Raw genomic sequence first — 21035 nt, forward strand, 5'->3', positions numbered from 1 at the left:
AAATGAATTAAAATCCTAGTGCGGTTAAATCGCTGATTTGCCTACCAAGTATATTTGACTCAATTGGTCCAACAGGCATACCGTCATACCTTAGTGTAGACTGGTTTATCACTCCATGACTGAGTCCATCAATAAAAATGCTTTGAACTAACTGACCATTGCCATTTTGATAACTAATACCTTGACTGGCTCTGCCTGAAGCCAGTTCGACCTGATAGCCAACTGTATTACCGTTAGCCGAAAACGTGGTGTTGCCATTATTACTCACAAGCGTTGTGCCGACGGCAACATTAATCCCTTGCAGTAGCGGGGTTAATCGCCCTTGAGCCATATCTAATTCATTGACGGCTAAGTTTTTACTCCCAGCGATTTGAATTCGTTGTTGTAATCCTGCTGTTTGACCCAAAGCATCTAACTGAAACCCATTGTTACTACTAATGGCATTGGGATCGCTGATAGTAATATTCACTGAGGGCTGATTGTCGACTTGAGAAAACTCAATTTGCATTCCAACTTGTTGCTGGACACCATTATCTTGAATAAACTGCGTTTGCATCTGCAAGCCAAAGTAATAATCTTGGCCATTATTAGTGTATTTACCTTTCATTGATTCCAATTCAAAGTCTGTCAGCACTTGGCTATGTTGGAATACCGTCAATGAAGGCGAACTGGCCATCACAGGTGCTGCAATCGTCAGTAATAGCATCATGCTTAGTTTCATAACTTCCTCCTTAAAGCATATCTGAATAAGAAAAACCAAACTCAAGTAACTCAGCATCCGTCATAGGTGAGAGCGGATCGAGTGCCTTAAACGTTAGTTTTGCTCTTGGATGTAGTAATGGATTATCACGTCGATACTCTTGCCCAATAACCACAAATACAACCCCATTCCACTTTTGGGTAAACTCATCCATTGTCATGATCCTATTACCTAATGCGGGATCGCCTAAATAGACTTCTCCGCGATCATGTCGACGAAAAACCACAAAGTGGCTATAGCCACCATCATTAAGTAATACAATGGCAGGTATCTTGAGCAACAACATTTCAGCTTCACCGACTTTATATCCCCGCCCCCTTAATCCTTGAGATTGCAGATACCGTTTCATATTAAGCAGTGAAAATCCTTGCTCTTGTACCAATGTCAGATCGGCATGCTCTAACATGCCAATTAACACTTCCTGCTCATTTATATCTTGACGGTCATAGGCATATTTCAACAAGCTAGCTAGACTTGCGGCACCGCATGAAAAGTCGGTTTTTTGCTCTATAACATGCTCAAATTTTCGCTCACGTATACTCTGAATAGATTTAGAATAGGTTCCCATACCCGGCACGACACCCGTTAATGGGATATCTGCTGAGTAACTGTAATAAGTGAGACTAAAGCTGGACATGATCAGCAGTGCAATCATTAAATTAGTTATGTCGCGCATAAGATGAATCAGGGGGTTACCCCCCTGCCTTATTCATAACGTATCATGAGGTCTTTACTCGCCAGAAATGATCTCTGCTGGACCCGTAATGCTTGTTAAAGCAAGGTTATTTGACTGAAGGTTACCCGTACCACTGGCCAAGTTAACCCCAATGTTACCCGATGCATTCTGGAAGGCTGTTCCAGCTAATAATGAAGAATTATTAGACTTCTGAAGCACAGTTTGAACAAAGAAAGGTAATTGACCACTCACGGTACCATTAAGCGCTAAATCACCTTCTTCATCAAAGGTCATCACTTCAGCACCAGATGGGTTTTCTGTATCAAAATCAACATGACCCACTACAGTTCCTGTTCCTGAATTATGTTCTCCGTCACCTTCTAAAATAATTTCTGGATAATAGGCATCATTTAAAGCGGACGTACCTTCATAGGTTCCTCCGGCATCAAGAACAAGATCCACATCGACATATTCCACGCTATCCTGAACAACCCCTATATTCATCGTGCCGTTATGCCCAGTACTTTGCACATTAGACACACTGGCTTCACCTAAACGACCATTGTATGAAGACGCGGCCATATTATTAGCCTGAATATTGTTGTTACCTGCAGCAACATTGACACCAATATTACCTGAGGCATTCATGAACGACGCACCATTGATGGTTGATGTATTAGTTGAGGCTTCGTTCCACACACCATTAAAACCACCCATTTGAGTACTGAAGATTTCAGCATCACCAGAGCCAAAAGCAAAACCGGCATCAATAGAAGCTAATGCAGCGGAGTTACTTTGCGCATTAAAATCACCTGCCGCTTGGTTAACACCAATATTACCGCTTGAGTTTTCAAACGCATTACCAGATATTTTAGCGTCATTATCGTGATAATAATTTTCAACTAAATTTGCGCTAGTTTCCTGTACATTTTCAACTACAGCCATGCCTAAACCATTAGCCGTGATAGTGCCTTCAATGGTCACTTTACCTTTATATTTAAGCTCTTTAGATACATCTATTTTTTTATCTAATTCAACACTACTGTCTGAATCTGTCATTCCATTTGCATATGCAGAACTACTCATTATTGCTGCAATACTTAGCACTAGAGTGAGTTTTTTCATCTTCCATTCCTCCGATCGATGATTATTAATTCCCGCTTGGTAACTGCAACGAGAACTGGTTAATGGCAACATTATTGTCACCAGAAATTTGATTAATCTGCATCACGCCCTGCGCATCCAAAAAACTGTCTGGAGCGATGTCGGCCTGATAGTGTGATAATTGATAAGATGACGGTGCCAATTGGCTCGACACTTGAGTTAAGGCTTCATCATTCAACCCTTGCCCTATGATGGTTTCTAGGGTCGAGTCCATGGCAATGCTGCCTATGTTAGCTTGTATGTTTTGCTCACCGCTGACTTGATTAATACTGGCTAAGCCTTGAAATTGAGCAAAGGCTTGGCTGTCTATTACTGCAGTAAGTTGCTTATTAAATTCTGATAATGATGTTGGTTGCGGTAATTGGTTGTAATTAATCGTTTGGATAGACGTGCGTTGGCCTAATGCATGGCTGTTAGACTGAATATTAAAATCGCCAGCAGCTTGGTTGATACTTGCCCGACCTGCGCCTTGCATCACATGTGAACCAATCACCGTTGAATCATCAGCGTATGAATGAGCAACCAGCAATAGCGCACTGAGCTGTATTGCTCGCTTCAATGATAATTGCAACAATTTGCAATGTACCTGGCTAATGATTTCCATAAGATGTTCCTTCCATATTTGATAAAAGGATATAGCAACCCTTATGCCAAATATGAAAGTTATTAAATTTCATATAGATAGCGTTTTTTAGATCAAGAGGAATTCTTAAAGTTAAGAATAAAAATAGCTAGGTTATTGATATAAAGCTTAATTCTATTTTTAGGTACAATCTTAATATTAAGACTGAATAAGCAACTAAATAGTGTCTCAATTAAACCAATTACATCAGCGGTAAACGATGTTTGTCCATGAGTCGATAAAAGGTTGCCCTTGAAATATCTAAATAACTTGCTGCAAGCTCAACTTGACCGTCTGCAATCAGAATAGCCTGTTGTAAGGCTTGTTTTTCAGCATTGTCTTTTAAGGTTTTAAGCGATAGCGCAATGTGGCGTTTTTTATCGATATTAGCTAACTCTAGGTTCTGTGAACTTATCTGCGGCGTGTCGCACAATACCACCGCTCGGCGAACACGATTAATTAACTCGCGGACATTTCCTGGCCATGGGTAGTTTAATAGTGCATGGCAAGCTGATTGCGATAATGGCTTTGTCACAAGTCCATATTCATTCGAATACACCCGAATAAATCGATTGGCTAAACCGATAATATCATCACGCCTTTCTTTTAACCTTGGGGTAATAATAGTTATGCCATTCAAACGGTAATAAAGGTCTAACCTAAAACGGCCTTGATCAATGGCGCTTTCTAAATCAACATGAGTCGCCGCTAAAATACGCACGTCAGCCGATTGCGGTATGCCGCCGCCCACTGAGTCGTACAACCCCTCCTGTAAAAAACGCAATAAATTGACTTGCAACTCAGCGGGTAAATCACCAATTTCATCTAAAAATAATGTACCACCGTCAGCCAATGCAATTTTGCCTTTCCTGTTACTTGTTGCTCCCGTAAAGGCACCTTTTTCATGACCAAATAAGTCCGATTGAATTAAGCCAGCAGCCATAGCACCACAGTTAACCGTAATAAAAGGTCCATCTTTCCTAGAAGATAATTGATGTAGTTTGGTCGCCACTAATTCTTTACCAGTGCCAGATTCACCTCGAATGAGCACCGGAATATCTGTCGGTGCAACTCGCTCAACTTGACGAAATAACTGTTGCATGACGTCCGATGGATACACCGATGGATCGGTTTCTTTGCCAGCTAATTCAGGCTGTGGAACATGATGCTGTTGCTTTAATTTAGATAAACCAATGCCATGACCCAAGCATTTCGCTAATCTTTCAGGATCAATAGGGCTAGTACAAAAATCCCAAGCATATTGCGCAATAAAAGTTGTGATCGCTACAATGTCGAGTTGTGATTTATTGATGAGTACAATGATATGGACCCTAGGGTCTAACTCTCTGACCAGATAATTGATTTCATTTATGATATTTTCTTTTCGAAGATCGATTAAACACAGGGCACAATTGATGGGAATTTTATTTTGATCATACTTATCAATGTAGTGAAGCTGAAAGTCTAATCGAGAAAGTACTTCATTTAGCTCATTACACTGAAAACCTGCCATTAGTAATGGTTCCATGTTGATATCCTTTCGATACAGTGAGCACCAAAGTGCTAACACAAGGTTAGCCTGTGCATCTTATCTATAGATATAACCGGATAATATTACTGAAATATAAACCCTGATCATTGGCTAATCGTTTATATCTTCGGTAATTTAATATATCAATAATGTAGTCACTCATAGCTAGTATCATTATTTGATTCAATATTAATACATGGTCAGAACCACACTTGGTACATTTTTAATCATCTTTTTATCGACTTATCACCCCAGATTAACCGTAACGATGACTAACTTTAGTGTATCTGTTATCTCAGCTACATCTTTCTTATGATCTTAGTATGGTATAGAAGCGCTGATAGTATATAAAAAGCTGCAATTAAATCGCCATATCTGCAACATTTAACGACCTCCAAAGAGGTTAACTTCAATCCATAATTTAAAAACGATTTACTGACACGAGTCTTAAAGTCCTATTAAACCCTCTAAACAACTGTGTTATAACTATAACGTAGACCGCCTCACGGGCAGTAAAGTCGTTAAATGCAACCCAAAGATAGACATCTAGGGTCCTAAAGGAACCATCATGATTAAACACAGTGCTTTTATAATGTTAAGTACATTGGCATTAACCTTATCTACTGCAGTTAATGCTGGGCCGCTCTCAAAAGATGTTGAAGAGATGCGTGTATCAAAAGCGGGGCAAACTATGCCTAATGTGGTTAATCGTTATCAAGCGATCAGTGATACTTTAGAGGTCAAGTTAGCCCAATCTACTGATGAGTTAGCCGTTACCGAAATGGCAGCGCATCAAGGGCATAGGTTATGGCAGCAAGCTGTACGAGATGTACAATCGGGACACAGTGATGATCGCTCCTTGTACTGGAGTCGTTTAAGCATGCGTAACGTCCTAAAGCAAGAAAAAGCCGGATTCAATATGGCCGATTGGCAACGTGATATTTTAGTCAAAGCAGTTGAGAAGTCCTCTCGCGGCTTTAGCGATATTACGTTTTCTCCCGATACACAAATTAATATTTTAGTGACCGGTTTTGACCCCTTTTTCCTTGATAGAAATATTGGCCAAAGCAATCCATCAGGTTTAGCTGCATTAGCACTCGATGGTTATCGTTTTGAGGTTAATGGTAAAAAAGCCCAGATCGAAACCGTAATGATTCCAGTAAGGTTTAGCGATTTCGACAATGGTATTATCGAATCGTTACTCACGCCGTTTTATCGTGAAGACAGTGTCGACATGGTGTTTACCATTAGTATGGGTCGTGAAAATTTCGACATTGAACGCTTTCCTGGACGTAATCGCAGCGCAGAAGCTCCAGACAATTTAAATGTATTAACGGGTGCCAGTCAGCGCAATCCTAAAGCGCCATTATTTAACGGTGGTACCTCTGCCGATGGCAAATTAAATGGTCCTGAGTTTGTGCAATTCTCTTTGCCCGTTGAAGCAATGGCGGCAGTGAAAGGGCATTGGAGTGTCAATGACAATAATCAAATTAGCACCTTATCTCGGGGACAATTTAAGGCATCATCACTGACTGAACTACAAAAAGAAATTTCTGTAGAAGGCTCTGGTGGCGGCTATTTATCCAATGAAATTTCCTATCGCAGTATTTTACTTCGAGATCAATTTAACTTGAATTTACCGGTAGGACACATTCATACTCCACGTATTAAAGGTTACGACTCACAAGTAGAGTCAGACATTGTCGAGCAAATACGCGCCATGATAGCTGCAGCGGCGAGCACACTGTAATGTCTACCAACTAACTTAACAGGCCGATACTTTACTTGCCTGAACCTTTCATTAATCATTCAGGCAAGTGAAGCAATTCAACATGTTTAAAAGTATTTTTAATCTCACTCAGCGCGCACACCAAGTATTAACGCAAGATATCCACGAAAAGGAGTCTTCGTTATCAGTGGGCTCTCGAACCCACCCATCGCTGAACACTTCCGTTAGTGATCCTTTACAACAGCAGATCTTGGCCAAAGTCGAAACGGACTACCTATTAGCCGAACAACATTTTAAACGTCAATTCCCACGCCCTAGTGTGCATTTTAGCTTACGTGGAAAAAGCGCCGGCACAGCACATTTACAAACCAATAAATTACGCTTTAACCCGGTGTTACTGGCTGAAAATCCGGATATTTTTATTAACGAAGTGGTACCACATGAAATTAGCCATTTAGTCTGTTTCCATCTCTTTGGTAAAGTAAGACCTCATGGTAAAGAATGGCAGAGCGTAATGCTGACGACATTTAATATTACTCCCAAGACCACTCACCAACTCAATACTCAGTCTGTCAGTGGCCAACAATTCGAATATTTTTGTGGCTGTGGCAGTATCAACTTAACCATAAGACGTCACAACAGAATTGTCCGTGGCCAAACTCAATATCGCTGTCGCCGCTGCCAACAAACATTAACCCCTTTTACCCCTAAATAACCTTTGCTCGGAATAATAAACGGTATCAATTGCGTCATCGCATCTGATGGCTTAACATCAGCCAAAATGACAGGCTAAGCCTGCGCTGTAATGATGTTTTTGTTAATTTTAGGGTTTAATTTTGCGCTTATCATCCACACACTCTTGGTTATTTTGGGTGTCGCTTCTGTGCGGCATTTTTTCATCCACACTTATCGCTGCAGAACATCCAAGTAGTTTTGGTAAAGCGAAAAAAGTGGCTAAAAAGATTTACCAACAACACCTCCCCCTCAGTACTTTTTATTGCGGCTGCGACATCGCCATAGCAGGCAAATTATGGCAAGCAGATCATGCTAGCTGTGGCTATCAGGTTAGAAAACAAATTATTAGAGCCAACCGTATCGAATGGGAGCATGTGGTTCCCGCTTGGGAATTTGGTCATCAACTGCAATGTTGGCAAGACGGCGGCCGTAAAAATTGTGGTAAAAACAACAAGCAATTCAAAAAAATGGAAGCCGATTTACATAATCTCGTTCCTGCTGTTGGTGAGGTCAATGGCGATCGCAGCAACTTTAGGTTTAGTGATTGGGGTGGAAAAGCGAATCAATACGGACAATGTGAAATGATTGTCGACTTTAAAGGCCGCAAAGCACAACCGCCTGAACGAGCAAGAGGTCCTATCGCTCGCACTTACCTCTATATGCAACAAACCTATGGTCTACAGATTAGCAGTAGCCAACAAAAACTGTTTAATGCATGGGACAAAATGCAGCCAGTGACGGCAACTGAGTGCAAGCGTGATACCTTAATCGCTGCTAACCAAGGTAATCATAATGATTTTGTATTCAAACAATGCCAAAATAACGGCTTAGTTCGTTAATTGACGATTAAGCTTCCCTTGAACAATTGGTTAAATAAGGTCAACACTGATGAGAGTCCCACGCATTTTTCAGCCCCTAGACAATTTACAACAAGGGCAAACTCTTCAATTAGATGAGGATGGTGTCGCCCACATTGGCCGAGTATTGCGCATGGGAATGGGTGATCGCATCAGCTTGTTTAACGGTGACGGCAATGATTACTTAACTGAAATTATTGAAACCAGTAAGAAATCGATTGCTGTCACGGTCTTAAGTTGTGAGGCTAACAACAGTGAATCGCCGTTAGACTTACATTTAGGCCAGGTGATTTCACGCGGAGACCGGATGGAGTTTACGGTTCAGAAGTCAGTAGAGTTGGGTGTAACAACCATTACTCCGTTATTTTCTGATCGTTGTGGTGTCAAACTGAGTGGTGAGCGCTTAGACAAAAAACTGCAACAATGGCAAAAAATTGTTATCAGTGCCTGTGAACAATCTGGCCGCAGTATTGTTCCGGTTGTTCGTCCTGCAATGACATTGGCACAATGGTGTGAAGAATCCACCGAAGCCTTAAAACTGAATTTGCACCCGAGAGCCTCACACGGTATTAATGGTTTGCAGTTATCCGGTCAACACCACAAAGTAAGATTATTAATTGGCCCAGAAGGCGGTTTGTCTGACGAAGAAATTGCCATGACCGAAACCCAACATTTTACCGACATTTTATTGGGGCCAAGGGTACTTAGAACTGAAACAGCGTCATTAACTGCCATTACCGCATTACAAGTTAAATTTGGCGATATTGGGTAAACCGATATCTTCCCTGCACATTATTAAAGGATACACACATGATTAAGCTCGGTATTGTTATGGACCCGATTAGCGACATAAACATCAAAAAAGATTCGAGCTTTGCGATGTTATTGGACGCACAAGCACGCGGCTACCAATTGTTTTATATGGAAATGCATGACCTTGCGATGGTCAACGGCAAAGCCATGGCCACGATGCGTGAATTGTCGGTTAAGCAAGATGCTGATCAATGGTTTACCTTAGGTGAGTCAGTTGATACGCCCTTAGCCGAACTTGATGTGATATTAATGCGTAAAGATCCACCATTTGATACCGAATTCATCTACGCGACTTATATGCTCGAACGTGCGGAAGAAGAAGGCGTATTGATTGTTAACAAGCCACAAAGCTTACGTGATGCCAATGAAAAACTGTTTACGGCATGGTTTTCTGAATTTACCCCAGACACTATTGTCACCCGCGATGCTAAACGCATCAGAGCATTCCACCAGCTAAAACAAGACATCATTTTAAAACCGCTAGATGGTATGGGCGGTACGTCTATTTTTAGAGTGAAAAAAGATGACCCTAACGTTGGCGTGATTATCGAAACATTAACCAGTTATGGTCAACAATACGCGATGGCGCAAGCCTTTATTCCAGAAATCACTCAAGGTGATAAGCGTATTTTAGTGGTGGACGGTGAACCGGTACCTTATGCATTAGCCCGTATCCCGATGAAAGGTGAAACCCGTGGCAACTTAGCTGCTGGCGGTAGTGGTGTAGCCCAACCATTATCGGAAAGTGATTGGAAAATTGCTCGTGCTATTGGTCCAGAATTGAAAAAGCGTGGCCTTATTTTTGTCGGCTTAGACGTTATTGGCGATAAGTTAACTGAAATCAATGTGACTAGTCCAACCTGCATTAAAGAAATTGAAGCAGCATTCGACGTTAATATTACCGGCATGCTTATGGATGCCATCGAAGCCCGTATTAGTCAGCAAAAATAGGATTAATCATGCATTTTTTATCTACCTACCAACGGATAATCGGTAGATTATTATTGGTATCTAGCTTGATCGTAACGGGTGCAATGGCTGATGAAGTCGTTATGTCACCTGTAGTCGCTAATACAGCAAGCAATAATGTGCCAACCGTCGGTCCATCAAGACCCAAAAATATTATCATTATGATTGGTGATGGTATGGGACCGGCTTACACCACAGCTTATCGTTACTATAAAGATAATCCTGAAACAGAAGAGATTGAACAAACGGTTTTTGATCGCTTACTCGTTGGTATGGCAAGCACTTACCCAGCTTCTATCAGTGGTTATGTCACCGACTCTGCCGCATCTGCCACTGCATTATCAACTGGAGTTAAAAGTTATAATGGTGCCATTGCCGTTGATACCGAAAAACGCCCACTCACAACCTTAATGGAAAAAGCCAAAGCATTAGGCTTATCTACTGGCGTAGCGGTTACCTCCCAAGTAAACCATGCTACACCGGCAGCATTTTTGGCTCATAACGAAAGCCGTAGTAATTACATAGACATTGCAGAAGCTTATTTAGCATCTGATGCTGATGTGATTCTTGGTGGTGGCCAGCAATATTTCACCCCAACATTACTTGAGCAGTTTAGCGCGAAAGGCTACCAACACATCACTGAATTCTCTGAGCTAGAATCAGTGACTACGCCAAAAGTATTGGGGCTGTTTGCTGATGTACAATTGCCTTGGGTGATTAATGATAAACAAGCGCATAAACTCAGCCATATGACCCAAAAGGCATTAGATTTACTATCACAAAATGAACAAGGTTTTGTGTTATTGGTAGAAGGCAGCTTAATTGACTGGGCAGGTCACAGTAACGATATTGCTACCGCGATGGGTGAAATGGATGAATTTGCATCCGCTATCGAAGTGGTTGAACAATTTGTTCGCCAAAGTAAAGACACCCTTATGGTTGTGACAGCAGATCATAATACCGGTGGATTATCAGTTGGTGCACATGACAAATACGAATGGCACCCTGAAGTACTGCATAAGGTTCAAGCCAGCCCTGATGTTATTGCTACCCGTGCCATTGCCGAAGATAACTGGCAACCTTTAACGGCGACGCTACTTGGTTTTACACCAAATGAAGCGCAATACAGTCAATTACAAAGCGCACGCATGCAAGGTAATGAGCCATTATCAATCGCACTGCGTAAACTCATTGATATTGAATCGAATACCGGTTGGACAAGTGGCGGTCATACCGCGATGGATGTTCAAGTCTTTGCAGAAGGCCCAGGTGCGAGATTATTTAGCGGTCATCAAGACAATATTGATATTGCGATTAAGATGTTTAGCTTACTACCGCAATCGGTGCAAACACCTTAATCACTGACTGACTGACTGACGACTATGTCTAACACAATCCCCGTTATCGAAGTGGGGGTTGTGTTAATATCAGCGTGTTTATCTTATCACTAGCATTATGAGCAACCGACGTGTTAACAAATCCTTCTCAAGCGTTAATTAGAAACAGCAAATACTTTCAGCAACACAATGTGTTAGTGCTCAATTATGAAGCTGATACCTTTGCACATCAATGTCTTGAGTTTGCCGATAATGTCACTGCCCTAGCGCTAGACTTTAATCATCACCTCACATTATCCTCTTGCGCTAATGAAAAATTACAATGCTATTTTGGCCATCAACTGCCTGAGTCATTAGCTGATGCAAAATTTGATAGCGTCATTATTTACTTTCCAAAAGCTAAACCCTTAATGAGCTATTTACTGCAACTGGCTGCACAACATTTAAATATCGATGGCCAATTGATGATTGTGGGTGAAAATAAAGGTGGAGTTAAATCAATTGATAAACTCACACCTGATTATTACTCAACCCCGATCAAGCAAGATAATGCCCGCCATTGTCTAGTGTATGTCAGTTATTTAACCCAAGCAGCACCAACGCTATCCATAAGCGATTGGGTAAGCCAATATTCACTAGAAACCCCACAGGGAACACTGCAAATTTGTAATACTGTCGGTGTTTTCAGCGAGAAACGTCTCGATCAGGGGACCGAATTACTGCTGTCACATTTACCGGATAACTTACGCGGCAGAGTACTCGATTTTGGTTGTGGTGCAGGGGTCATTACAGCTGCATTGCTAAAAGCCAATCCAGAGTTAACCATTGAGTGCATTGATATCAATGCAATGGCGTTACTCTCATGTGAATTAACCCTAGCAGCCAATAGTATGCAGGCAAAGGTCTATCCTTCAGATGGGTTTAATCAAATCTCAGGCAAGTTCGATGGTATTATCTCCAACCCGCCATTTCATGATGGGTTAACCAGCACGACTGATATTGCCACACAATTTGTCCAACAAAGTGCTATTAGGCTGACATCACAAGGTATATGGCAGATTGTCGCTAATCGTCATTTACCTTATTCAGAGACGATAGCGACGCATTTTGGCAAAGTGAATGTGGTAGCGGAAAACAATAAGTATAAATTGTATTTCCATCAACACTTATTCCAATAATACTCCGCACCTCAAACCGCTTCACTTATAAGCGACAAAGCAAGCTTACTGCTGGAAATGCAGATTAATATCAGCTAAATTGGCTTAAAGGCAAAATAACGCACATTTTGTAATTCATTTCGTTGGTATTCTATTTGCCTGTTATGACCTGATATAAAAATAAAAACAAAGGATGTTATGTTAGAGCCCTCAATCGTCGCACTAAGTGCTGATAAAAATAAAGTGGAATTACGTATAATTCCCAATACTCACGGCCCAGTGTCAGCAGAGGATATTAACGCCTTACTCACACAGGCGGCTTTTGCTATGCTGTTTCCTATTGCCCCTGCAATTGCTAAAGCGGTAGCGGAAGTTAATGCTCTATGCGGTCAAAACGCCGGAACTCACGAACTCTTTTTTGCCATTGCCGAACGTAAAGACGGTATCGTTAATATCAGTGTCAGTGACGATAAAATGCAAGCCAGTATGAAAATCACTTCAGCTTGGGGCGGCAAAGATATTACCCTGCCAGATGTACTTAATACCCTTAAAACTCAAAAAATTAAAATGGGATTGAGTAAACCTAAAATCATGGCATTAATGCAGCGTTTGTCGATATTGCCACCAGGAGAAACCTGTGAAGGCGTCATAGCTTGCGGTAAAGCAGCCGTTAACGGCGACAATGCGATATTAACCCGAAAAGTCGCCTTAGCTCGTGAGCGCTTATTACAACCACAAGAACGCGAAGACGGCTCGGTCGACATGCGTAATTTAGGCGCACTAATTACCGTTAAGCCCAATGATTTACTGATGGTTAAAAACCCTTCAACCATCGGCACCCCTGGTTTTAATGTTCACGGCGATGTACTGCAACAAATTCCTGGTAAAGATAAACCAATGGAACCAGGAACAGGCACCAGCTTACACCCTAAAGATCAACATAAACTCATCGCCACAGTGTCTGGTCAGCCAGTTGAAAATCGCAGCGGTATGCAAGTTGACGATATGCTGCAAATTAAAGATGTAGACGTTCGCTATGGCCACGTTAATTTTAAAGGCAGTGTTTTAATCACTGGCGATGTGCACGAAGGTATGGAAGTAAAAGCTAGCGGTGACGTAACGGTAATGGGCTTTGTTGAGTCCGCGTCTATTGAAGCTCAAGGTGATGTCATTGTCAGTAAAGGTGTTATTGGCCGTTTAATTAAAGAGCACGATCTCAGCACTAAAATAAAAGCTACCGGACAAATTTGTGCCCAGTTTGTGCAGTATTCCCATTTAGAGGCCCTAGGCAATATTCTAGTCACCAAGCAGTTACTTCACAGTCACTCAACCTCAGGTGACACTATTACCGTCAGTGATGCCCAAGCAAGACGAGGTGACTTAATCGGCGGCATTGCTACTGCAGCAAAAGGCATTAGAGCCATTGCATTTGGTGCTACCGCCGGCACTAAAACGGAATTGTTTTGTGCCATGCATCATGGTGAATTAAAGCAAGAACTTAAAGAGTTAGATGACAGTATTAAAGGCATGGTTGTTGCGGGCTTAGAAATAGAAGCAAGATTACGTAAATTACCGCCCAAAACGGAATGGCAAAGCGATGCCGGCATGATTGAGCAAGTCAAAATGATGCTCGAGCAAAAAAATCAAATGGCAGAAGAACGTATGAAAGAAGAACTAGAATACACTCAACATCTTAACGAAGTTGAAGGCTACTATAATAATTACGTCATCAAAGCTGAAAAACACATTTTCACCAACGTCGAAATTCATATAGGTGCGGCATTCAATCGCAGCCAACGTGAACATGGGCCGTGTATTGTAAAAAACGTCAATCAAGAAGTATCATTCGATTACAGTAATCGATAACAATCAGTTGGTAAGACAATAAAAAGTGGACAAACAGATAACTATGCAACAGATACATTGGCCGGCCATACTCCAGTTTGATCAAGATGATGAGCTAATGTATCTGGTTAACTATCAAGATTGGTTGGGCTTTATTTGCGCCAACCAATTTACCGTCCACGCTGAAGATAAACTCATCGACAATGCCGGCCATGTGTATAGCATCCAGAAAAATCCGCCACAGGATCCCAGCGTGGCTGAACTGCCTGTACTGGTTAAGCTAAGTCAAGATATGAGCGTGTTACAGTTACTGCCACTGGTACGCCAGTATGGTCAGTTTCAAGGACATTGCTGCAGTGCAAAAATTGTCTTTACCACCATAGAGCAAGGTATTGCGACCGTGGCTGAATTAGAGCAGCTTTATTAACAACGTATTCAGACTGAAGATTAACAGCACATAACACCTCCTTTTTTAGCATTACTAACCTTCAATTTACCAACAACAGACTCATGTTACTTACCTTAATCACTCAATCATAAATCTAAGCTAATGATTAACGAATATAATGGTAAAACCCATTGAGCAACACACACAGCTCTGGCAAAATGCCTCTATGCTCACTGTCCATAAACCCTGAGAATCCTTAATGGAATTACTAAATATTGAATGTCTAGGTAAACGTCTGCGACTAGAAGGCTCGATTGCGGGCTGGCAGCAACTTTATTGGGACAATCAACTGGTATCACAAAAGTCTGCAAGCGCTAGCGACCAAGCCTTTCATATTCATTCATTTGAACTGACCACTCAAACGTCGGTACCGACTGAAACAAATATCAACCACGACGAACCCGTTAAACCCAATATTGGTTCACTACCGGTACGATTAGAAATCGATGTTAACTGGCAACCGTTTCAACTGGATTATTGTTTATTAATAGATGATGAATCCATAACCCAAGGTCAACGAACCGTTGAAGATATTGAGCGTCAAACACCTGAAATTGCAGCAGTAAAAAACCAAAAGCTCAGTGTTGTTGGACTGGCATCATTAGGTTTTAAGCTACTAAAAAGTGCCAAGGTGGTTAAAGTCCTTTTTGCGGGAGCCAGTGTTGCGGCCTATTCATGGTTATTTTCATTTGAATTTGCCTTAGCCCTCATAGGCTGCTTAGTGTTTCATGAATATGGCCATATTCGAGCGATGAAACATTTCGGCATGAAAACCAAAGGGATCTATTTAATCCCTTTTGTGGGAGGCTTAGCGCTAAGTGATGAACGTATCAATACCCGCTGGCAAGATGTGTATATTTCGATTATGGGCCCGACTTTTGGACTCATTTTATCGATTATCTCACTTGGACTTTATTGGCTAACAGGCAACATATTCTTTGCCGGATTAGCAACATTCAATGCGCTGCTAAATTTGTTTAATTTACTGCCCATTTTACCTCTCGATGGCGGTCATATTTTAAAAAGCATCAGCTTTTCAATGAATAGTGTTGTCGGTCTAGTGGCTTGTATTGCTGGTGCCGCTATCGGTGTGTTCATTAGCTATAGCTTAGGGCTCGCCTTGCTGGGCTTTTTGTTACTGATCGGCAGTGTAGAAATTGTATTTGAATGGCGCGGTCGCCATCAAAGTCATTTATTGCCGTTAGATCGTTACGGGCAAATTTTCTCTACCGTATGGTATTTACTCACGGTAGCAAGTTTAGTGGGCATTATTTGGTATTTTGCTGCTTCTGGTAACGAAATGTTAGCGATTCCGCTACAGATTTTAGGCAGTTAATTGCAATTTACGCATCGACAAAAACGCCTGCAATTGCAGGCGTTTTTGTTTTACTTAGCCAAAGCAGTTAATCAACTAGGCTGTAATGGAAACACATTAGTCATCACCTTATACAACTCTGTGCCTTGGAGTACCGACGCAGAAGCAAAATGCAAAATAGGCACACAATCCATGGGTAAACTAATGGCTTGGTAAGCCTGTTCAGTACCATACAAATCTATGCGTAAAATGTTCGCTAAAGGTTTGCCTGCGGTTAATGGTTCACCGACACTGGCACAATATTCAATTAAGCCAGCTTTAGGTGCATGAAACTTCTTATAATCCTTCAAGTAACACCCAAATCTTTCCATACTGGCTGGATAAACTTTTTCAGCAATCACGCCGCGATGACTTAAATAAGCCAGTATGCCTTTGGCATCCTCTAACGCGTCAGCTAAATCAATCCGTTCTTGGCTTGCAAGCTCTAAGGTAAATGCTGACACAGGTACCGAAAATTCACGGCCTTGACTGGCTGCATACTCGGTTAACTGCCACCAAGGGCAAAAGGTAGCTTCATCCATCGCACCACCAAAACTATTGGGGATAACCAAGGTATACGGGATCGAGAAAAATCTCGCCGCATCAATATCATACTCAGGGCAGTACAAGTGTTTGCACGACTTAGGGCCGGTATGCAAATCAAGCACTATGTCTGCTTGATGTGCCATAGCCTGTAAATTTACTGCTAACCGATGACCTGTTGAAATCCCAAAAGAATGAGTTAGGCGCGCCAGGCAAGTTTCTACCAACATTGAACGATAGGCGCAAAACAGCTCACTATTGGTTAAACGTTGGTGCTCGGCATACCAAGTTTGAATATCGACTTGATGATCAAAGTACTCGCGGTTCCAATTAACCCCTGTAATGGGATCAAAACGCCCTAGAGTAAACTCACCACTCTTTTGATTAATCCCTAAAGGATTGGCTAAGGGAGCAAGCGTAATATCACCTAAAACCTGGTAACCTTCCAATAAGGTCATCAGTTGATAAATCACAGCATTACCTTGCACTTCAGCACCATGAACATTGGCCTGAATATACACGCTAGGCGCAACACTCTCGCTACCAATGAATGAATATACTGGAACGGTCAATGCGTGTCCTGTCGCCAGTTCTCCAACTTGAACTGACGATTGTATTGCTTTAGTCATATGATTACTCAAACAAGTTTTGGTGCAAGGCATTAACCACTTGCGCCGCTTCCGACTCTGCTACCAACACACATAAATTATGTGGGCTTGCGCCTTGGCAAATCATCCGAACATTATGGTTTTCAAGCACTTTAAACACCCTACTACAAATGCCAGCCGTTGATGCTATGCGATTACCGATGATGGCGATTAACGCTAAATCTTCCTCGACTCTTACACGACAATGTTGCGATAACTCTTGTAATAACGACTCACTGAGTAAGCCCTGGCCACTTGAATCTGAACCGGTTTTATCTAGGGTTAACGATACGTTAACCTCTGAGGTAGTGATTAAATCGACGGATATTTTGTGTCGCGCTAAGGTCGCGAACGTTTCAGCCAAAAATCCCTGAGCATGTAACATTTGCAAGCTATGCAAGTTAAGTAAAGTTTGATCGCGGCGCAACGCCACCGCTCTAAACACTGGGGTATCTTCAACTTGATGACGGATCCAAGTTCCGCCCATTTCAGGCGCTTTACTTGAACCTACAAACACCTGAATTTTTTGTCTTACTGCCGGTAAGATGGTGGCGGGATGCAATACTTTAGCGCCAAAGGTCGCCATCTCAGCCGCTTCATTAAAGCTAATTTCAGCAATCGGGCGGGCATTGGGGGCAAGGCGTGGGTCAGTGGTATAAATACCGGCCACATCGGTCCAAATCTCAACCGCTGTAGCACGAAGCGCTTCGGCAAGTAATGCCGCCGAATAGTCACTACCACCACGGCCTAATGTTGTTGTTCGTCCCTCTTCATCCGCACCAATAAAGCCTTGGGTAACGATAACGTAACGCGCAAGTAATGGCTGTAAAAAGTCACCTGCTAACATTGAAATAGCTTCAATTTGTGGCTCTGCGCGACCAAAGTGACTGTCGGTACGTAATACTTGGCGCACATCAAAATGATTTGAAGCAGTGCCCTTTTCCCGAATAACCGCAGAAAATAAAATCGATGAACATTGCTCTCCCGTCGACAGTAACTCGTCCATAACCGCTTTGCTGCGATTCAGCTCTAACGATTCACTGAGTACTGACATCCGGCTGAGTATTTTATCAATACTGGCTGCCACGTCTTGCGGACGACCGAGTTCATCTAATATCGCATATTGAATTTGAGCAATTTGCTTAAGCAATATCAAGCGACGCTCGTCATTAACATTAGCTTGGGTTAACTCAACTAATAAATTGGTCACTCCGCTGGAGGCGCTTACTACCACAAGACGAGTAGCTTGATTAGCCAACACAATATCTGCACAACGGCTCATAGAGGCGTAATCAGCAACTGACGTGCCGCCAAATTTGGCAACGACTAATTCTGGGGTATCTATTTCAGACTGAACAAAGCTCATACTGATGCCTCCGCTGTTTGCGAAAGACTCAAAAATAAGATGTGATTTACTAACATGATATACGCTCCGAACACACTACGTTCGAAGAGCCTGGTGCTAAGATAACGCACCCTTATAGAAGGGAAACAGCAATCATCACCAGAAGCTCTCCACCAAAAAAATAGGTGACAATCGTTAGGATTCAGCCTAATCGACCGATATCAATGTTTGCCAAACAAACTGATACCTCGGCGCTAATCTCCATCATAAGTGGTCATCGGATTGGCATCCTCTCACTTACTACCTAGTTAACGCTCCTCTTCTGTTCCTCCCGAAGGAGGGAGTTGAAAATAGCAAAAAATACCCTATCAAGTCAATCAGCAAACACAGTAAAAATACACTGTTTTGATAAAAAATATCGCTGTAGTGAAATATTATGCGGCTGCGACTTCAGAGCAATGATTGTTCTCTATTACGAAAAAATGCCCATAAATATCCAAAAAACATACTTAACCGCAAATTACCGAGACAATCTAGTAAGCATTGTCTCAAAATAATGTATTAATTATTTTATCGCAGCTGTGCAGTTTTAATTACGTCATTATTTACCCAGTTATACGAACCTATCTCTGGCAACTCACTCACCATCCTTAATCGGTGATTAAAAATTCCCATATCAACTTCAGGTTTGATGCTATCAAGGCATGCAATCAAAGATAGCAAACCTTGATTAACGTAGTAAATTGCATGTTGATTAAATTCTCGACCAAGCTCAACAGCTTGTTCTTTATCAATAAAAATAGCCCAGCTCTTTTCCATATGCGACAAATCAGGTGCTGCACCGATTAACGCACGATAGGGACGATTATATTGTTGAATTTTAAATTGAAGCTGACGATCGAGTAAGCGATTTTGACTAGGAGAGAGTCTTGAACCACGGGGGTTATGGGCAGTAACAATAGCAAATGGGAAATCATGAGAAAGGCGTTGAGTAAACAAAAAATGAGTACTTTGATACTCATTCCACAATGTATCTATAACATTTTCCATAATAAATTTTCGTCAATTAAGCCAGAATTAGTCTAGCAGATAGGTTTGATTTCTAAAAGGTTTACGATCTAAATCAGCAGTACTATATTAGAAAATCATTAATTATTATCATCTTAGCAAGGTTAATCTTTCATATACTCGAGTGTTATATTAATTTTTTAACATTTAATTTGTTAACAAATGCCTAAAACGAGTACAATAACCATTACGCACTATTAAATCACTGTAGCAAAGTTAGCTACATACACCTCAAAAACTCAGCAAATGTTGTTGTGAGTGTGACGATTTTTTGATGTAAAGTTTACAGTCGTACTAAATTTGTTCTACATTTGATAAAACATTAATACGATTAAATAAGTTTGCAATAGAAGGAACTATCTTTCTAAATGGCATTCATAGTAAGTAAGCTTAAGTGCAACAAATTTTACACCATCATGAATAAGTGCAAACGCGTGCCTTGGCGTAGTGGTAATTAATCGACGTAAGCAGACTCAGTAACCAGTATTAAGTGTTACATAATAGAGTTTATAGAGAGTGTTTAATTCAGGGTAGACATAGATAAACACCAAAAAATATCGGAATCTTAGCGCATTAGCTAAAGCGCTATTGCAATCTATTAGCACACAGTTCGCAAACAGTGGCTAGAATCGAATTTTATAAAATCAGGTAAATATCATGCAAAATCCGCACATTTTAATTGTTGAAGATGAAGCTGTAACTCGTAATACATTACGCAGTATTTTTGAAGCTGAAGGTTATGTTGTCACTGAAGCTAACGACGGCGCAGAAATGCATAAAGCCATGCAAGACAATAAGATTAATCTTGTTGTTATGGATATTAATTTACCAGGCAAAAACGGCTTATTATTAGCTCGTGAGCTACGTGAAATTAATAACATCGGTCTTATTTTCTTGACTGGCCGTGATAACGAAGTTGATAAGATTCTAGGTCTTGAAATTGGTGCAGATGATTACATCACTAAACCATTCAACCCTCGCGAATTAACGATCCGTGCTCGTAACCTATTAACTCGCGTTAATAATGCTGCCGCAGAAACTGAAGAAAAAGGTTCTGTTGAGTATTACCGTTTTAACGGTTGGAGCTTAGAAATCAATAGCCGTTCTTTGGTGAACCCACAAGGTGAAGCTTATAAGCTACCACGTAGCGAGTTCCGTGCGATGCTTCACTTTGTTGAAAACCCAGGTAAGATTTTAACACGTGCTGACTTGTTGTTAAAAATGACTGGCCGTGAATTAAAGCCTCATGACCGCACCGTTGATGTGACAATACGTCGCATCCGTAAGCACTTTGAAAGCTTGCCTGATACGCCAGAAATCATCGCGACAATTCACGGTGAAGGCTATCGTTTTTGTGGTGACCTAGAAGCGTAATCTTTTAAGGTTAACCGCAATAAAAAACCAGGTGAATCACCTGGTTTTTTTATATCTGCTT

General features: G+C 41.4%; 19 protein-coding genes and 1 riboswitch. Of the genes, 11 read left to right on the plus strand and 8 right to left on the minus strand.

Annotated features, from left to right (window positions below; translation table 11 throughout):
* Window positions 1-7: 7 nt before the first annotated feature.
* The 5 genes from CXF88_RS07065 to CXF88_RS07085 all read right to left on the minus strand — a co-directional run bounded on the left by CXF88_RS07065 (window position 8) and on the right by CXF88_RS07085 (window position 4750).
* On the minus strand, window positions 8-721 hold the full coding sequence (locus CXF88_RS07065) for a hypothetical protein (RefSeq protein WP_101086188.1): 714 nt from the start codon (window positions 719-721) through the stop codon (window positions 8-10).
* Between the two features lie 10 nt (window positions 722-731).
* Window positions 732-1436, minus strand: a complete 705-nt coding sequence (locus CXF88_RS07070) for a C39 family peptidase (protein ID WP_242445110.1) — start codon at window positions 1434-1436, stop codon at window positions 732-734.
* Window positions 1437-1490: 54 nt separating this feature from the next.
* Window positions 1491-2561 carry a hypothetical protein gene (locus tag CXF88_RS07075; RefSeq protein ID WP_101086189.1) on the minus strand — a complete coding sequence of 357 codons (1071 nt, stop codon included), beginning with the start codon at window positions 2559-2561 and terminating at the stop codon, window positions 1491-1493.
* Between the two features lie 25 nt (window positions 2562-2586).
* Window positions 2587-3204 carry a hypothetical protein gene (locus CXF88_RS07080; RefSeq protein ID WP_101086190.1) on the minus strand — a complete coding sequence of 206 codons (618 nt, stop codon included), beginning with the start codon at window positions 3202-3204 and terminating at the stop codon, window positions 2587-2589.
* Window positions 3205-3424: 220 nt separating this feature from the next.
* Window positions 3425-4750, minus strand: a complete 1326-nt coding sequence (locus CXF88_RS07085) for a sigma-54 dependent transcriptional regulator (protein WP_101086191.1) — start codon at window positions 4748-4750, stop codon at window positions 3425-3427.
* Window positions 4751-5321: 571 nt separating this feature from the next.
* Between CXF88_RS07085 and CXF88_RS07090 the strand changes: the two genes are divergently transcribed.
* The 10 genes from CXF88_RS07090 (at window position 5322) to CXF88_RS07135 (ending at window position 15979) form a co-directional block, all read left to right on the plus strand.
* Window positions 5322-6503 (plus strand): hypothetical protein, encoded by a 1182-nt coding sequence (locus tag CXF88_RS07090; protein WP_101086192.1) that lies wholly within the window; start codon window positions 5322-5324, stop codon window positions 6501-6503.
* 82 nt (window positions 6504-6585) lie between these two features.
* The gene (locus tag CXF88_RS07095; RefSeq protein WP_101086193.1) at window positions 6586-7197 is read left to right on the plus strand and encodes a SprT family zinc-dependent metalloprotease; all 612 of its coding nucleotides are present in this window, start codon (window positions 6586-6588) and stop codon (window positions 7195-7197) included.
* Window positions 7198-7354: 157 nt separating this feature from the next.
* Entirely contained in the window at window positions 7355-8056 is a 702-nt protein-coding gene (locus CXF88_RS07100; protein ID WP_157822786.1) for an endonuclease, read from the plus strand.
* A gap of 49 nt (window positions 8057-8105) precedes the next feature.
* A complete protein-coding gene (gene rsmE, locus CXF88_RS07105) occupies window positions 8106-8846 on the plus strand; it encodes a 16S rRNA (uracil(1498)-N(3))-methyltransferase (protein ID WP_101086195.1) in 741 nt (246 codons plus the stop codon).
* A gap of 38 nt (window positions 8847-8884) precedes the next feature.
* Window positions 8885-9838 (plus strand): glutathione synthase, encoded by a 954-nt coding sequence (gshB, locus tag CXF88_RS07110; protein ID WP_101086196.1) that lies wholly within the window; start codon window positions 8885-8887, stop codon window positions 9836-9838.
* 101 nt (window positions 9839-9939) lie between these two features.
* On the plus strand, window positions 9940-11214 hold the full coding sequence (locus CXF88_RS07115) for an alkaline phosphatase (protein WP_242445122.1): 1275 nt from the start codon (window positions 9940-9942) through the stop codon (window positions 11212-11214).
* A gap of 110 nt (window positions 11215-11324) precedes the next feature.
* Entirely contained in the window at window positions 11325-12371 is a 1047-nt protein-coding gene (locus CXF88_RS07120; RefSeq protein WP_101086198.1) for a class I SAM-dependent methyltransferase, read from the plus strand.
* Between the two features lie 177 nt (window positions 12372-12548).
* A complete protein-coding gene (locus tag CXF88_RS07125) occupies window positions 12549-14216 on the plus strand; it encodes a FapA family protein (protein ID WP_101086199.1) in 1668 nt (555 codons plus the stop codon).
* 43 nt (window positions 14217-14259) lie between these two features.
* Entirely contained in the window at window positions 14260-14622 is a 363-nt protein-coding gene (locus CXF88_RS07130; protein WP_101086200.1) for a DUF4144 domain-containing protein, read from the plus strand.
* 220 nt (window positions 14623-14842) lie between these two features.
* Window positions 14843-15979, plus strand: coding sequence for a site-2 protease family protein (locus CXF88_RS07135; RefSeq protein WP_101086201.1), 1137 nt, complete (start codon window positions 14843-14845; stop codon window positions 15977-15979).
* A gap of 71 nt (window positions 15980-16050) precedes the next feature.
* On the opposite strand, the gene CXF88_RS07140 is transcribed toward CXF88_RS07135, so the two are convergent.
* From CXF88_RS07140 to CXF88_RS07150, 3 genes are all read right to left on the minus strand, one after another.
* Complete coding sequence (locus CXF88_RS07140; protein ID WP_101086202.1) at window positions 16051-17169, minus strand: succinylglutamate desuccinylase/aspartoacylase family protein; 1119 nt, start codon at window positions 17167-17169, stop codon at window positions 16051-16053.
* A 4-nt stretch (window positions 17170-17173) separates the two neighbouring features.
* Window positions 17174-18553, minus strand: a complete 1380-nt coding sequence (lysC, locus tag CXF88_RS07145; protein ID WP_101086203.1) for a lysine-sensitive aspartokinase 3 — start codon at window positions 18551-18553, stop codon at window positions 17174-17176.
* Window positions 18554-18687: 134 nt separating this feature from the next.
* Window positions 18688-18862, minus strand: a riboswitch (Lysine riboswitch).
* 240 nt (window positions 18863-19102) lie between these two features.
* Window positions 19103-19582 carry a DUF3293 domain-containing protein gene (locus CXF88_RS07150; RefSeq protein ID WP_101086204.1) on the minus strand — a complete coding sequence of 160 codons (480 nt, stop codon included), beginning with the start codon at window positions 19580-19582 and terminating at the stop codon, window positions 19103-19105.
* Window positions 19583-20257: 675 nt separating this feature from the next.
* Here CXF88_RS07150 and arcA point away from each other — a divergent pair.
* Window positions 20258-20974: a two-component system response regulator ArcA gene (gene arcA, locus CXF88_RS07155; protein WP_011636021.1), complete on the plus strand. Its 717-nt coding sequence runs from the start codon at window positions 20258-20260 to the stop codon at window positions 20972-20974.
* The last annotated feature ends 61 nt before the right edge of the window (window positions 20975-21035 follow it).

Source organism: Shewanella sp. ALD9, from assembly GCF_002836315.1.
In the GTDB taxonomy this organism is placed as follows: Bacteria; Pseudomonadota; Gammaproteobacteria; order Enterobacterales; family Shewanellaceae; genus Shewanella.